We start from the raw sequence: 1952 nt of genomic DNA on the forward strand, positions 1-1952 counted from the left end.
CGGGGCGACCGGGTTGAGGGCCGGACGGTTGCTCCGTGGCGGCGGATGGCCTATGCTCTCTGTGTTTGAACTGGAGACGTTTTTGGAAAATGACCATGCAGGAGCCGAAACCATCACCTGAACAGGAGAAGGAGCTGCAGGCGGCTGCACCGACCGAGGAAGGGCAGGCGGTGGGGCAGGCGGCCCCCGGGGCGCAGGGCGCCGAGGGGCGGCAGGCTTCGTCTTCTGCTTCGTCCGGAGACGGGCAGCCGGTGACGCTCAGTGCCCGGGAGTTTGAGGAGCTGCGACGTCGGGCGAGCGAGGCCGAGCAGTACCGGGATCGGCTGCTGCGGACCGCGGCGGATTTTGACAATTTCCGGAAGCGGAGTGCCCGGGAGAGGCAGGAGGTGTTGGATCATGCGCATCAGGCGTTGTTGACCCGGCTGATTCCGGTACTGGACAGTTTTGAGGCGGCGCTGGCGGCGCTGGAGTCTCATGATGAGGGTGCCCGGGAGAAGCTGGAGCAGGGCGTGCGTCTGGTGTGGCAGCAGCTGAGGTCGGTGTTGCAGGAGGCCGGTCTGACGGAGATTGACGCGACGGGTCAGCCGTTTGATCCGACGTTGCACGAGGCCGTGGCGGTGGAGGAACGGACGGATGTGCCGGACCATCATGTGGTGCGGCAGCTGCGGAAGGGTTACAAGTTGCGGAACCGGCTGTTGCGACCGGCCAGTGTGGTGGTGGCGCAGGCGCCCAGGGCTGATGAGTCCGGTGCCGGGACGGCGAATTGAGCTCCGCTGAACCATGGCCAAGCGGGACTATTACGAGGTGCTGGGGGTGGACCGCAACGCCTCGGTCGAGGAGATCAAGAAGGCGTATCGGAAGCTGGCGCTGCAATATCATCCGGACCGGAATCCGGGTGACAAAACCGCGGAGGAGAAGTTCAAGGAGATTGCCGAGGCGTATGAGGTGTTGAGCGACCCGCAGAAGCGCGCGGCGTATGACCAGATGGGGCATGCGGCCTTTGATCCGAGGGCGCGGGCTGCGGGTGCGGGGGCGGGCTGGAGCGGCGGGTTCCACGATCCGTTTGAGATTTTCCGGGAGGTGTTTGGCGCTGCGGGCGGGAGTATTTTTGATGAGTTTTTTGGCGGGGGGGGTCGATCGGATCCATTGGCACCCGAACGTGGGGACGATTTGCGGTACGACCTGGAGCTGGATTTTGAGGAGGCGGTTCACGGGTGCGAGAAGGAGATTACGATTACGAAGCCTGAGCGGTGTGAGGCCTGTCGTGGGTTGGGGCGTGAGCCCGGGTCGCGAACCCGGACGTGTGACACGTGTCGGGGTCGGGGTCAGGTTTTCACCAGTCGCGGGATTTTCAGCATTGCCCAGACGTGTCCCCATTGTCAGGGGGCGGGAGTGGTGGTGGAGCGCCCGTGTCGGGCCTGTCGTGGGACGGGTCGGCGGGAGCGGACGTCGCGGATCAAGCTGCGGATCCCGCCGGGGGTGGATACGGGGGCTCGTTTGCGATCGGCCGGTAACGGGGAGGCGGGCTGGCGAGGTGGGCCGCCGGGGGACTTGTACGTGGTGGTGCATGTGCGGCCGCATGAGATTTTTCATCGGGATGGGGACGATTTGTTGTGCGAGGTACCGATCAGCTTTGTACAGGCGGCGCTGGGGGGCGAGATTGAGGTGCCGACGCTGAATGGGAAGGCGACGATCAAGATTCCGCCGGGCACGCAGTCCGGGACGGTCTTCCGGTTGAAGGGCAAGGGTGTGCCGAGTGTCCAGGGGTTGGGTCGCGGGGATCTGCACGTGCGGGTGGTGGTGGAGGTGCCGACGAAGCTGACCGCGGCCCAGCGGGCCAAACTGGAGGAGTTTGCCGCCCTTTGCAGCGGGCAGGAGACACCCGGCATTCAGCGCTTTATTGAGAAGGCCAAGCGGTTCTTCCGGTGAGGGCGGGAGGGCGGGCTGGTCGG

The 1952-nt window shown here is 65.3% G+C and carries 2 protein-coding genes; both read left to right on the top strand.

Annotation, left to right across the window (positions count from 1 at the left end; all coding sequences use genetic code 11):
* Positions 1-95 precede the first annotated feature (95 nt).
* Entirely contained in the window at positions 96-767 is a 672-nt protein-coding gene (grpE, locus tag G4L39_RS09465; protein WP_165107755.1) for a nucleotide exchange factor GrpE, read from the top strand.
* A 13-nt stretch (positions 768-780) separates the two neighbouring features.
* On the top strand, positions 781-1929 hold the full coding sequence (gene dnaJ / locus G4L39_RS09470; protein WP_165107757.1) for a molecular chaperone DnaJ: 1149 nt from the start codon (positions 781-783) through the stop codon (positions 1927-1929).
* Positions 1930-1952 lie beyond the last annotated feature (23 nt).

Source organism: Limisphaera ngatamarikiensis (genome assembly GCF_011044775.1).
Taxonomy (GTDB): Bacteria; Verrucomicrobiota; Verrucomicrobiia; order Limisphaerales; family Limisphaeraceae; genus Limisphaera; species Limisphaera ngatamarikiensis.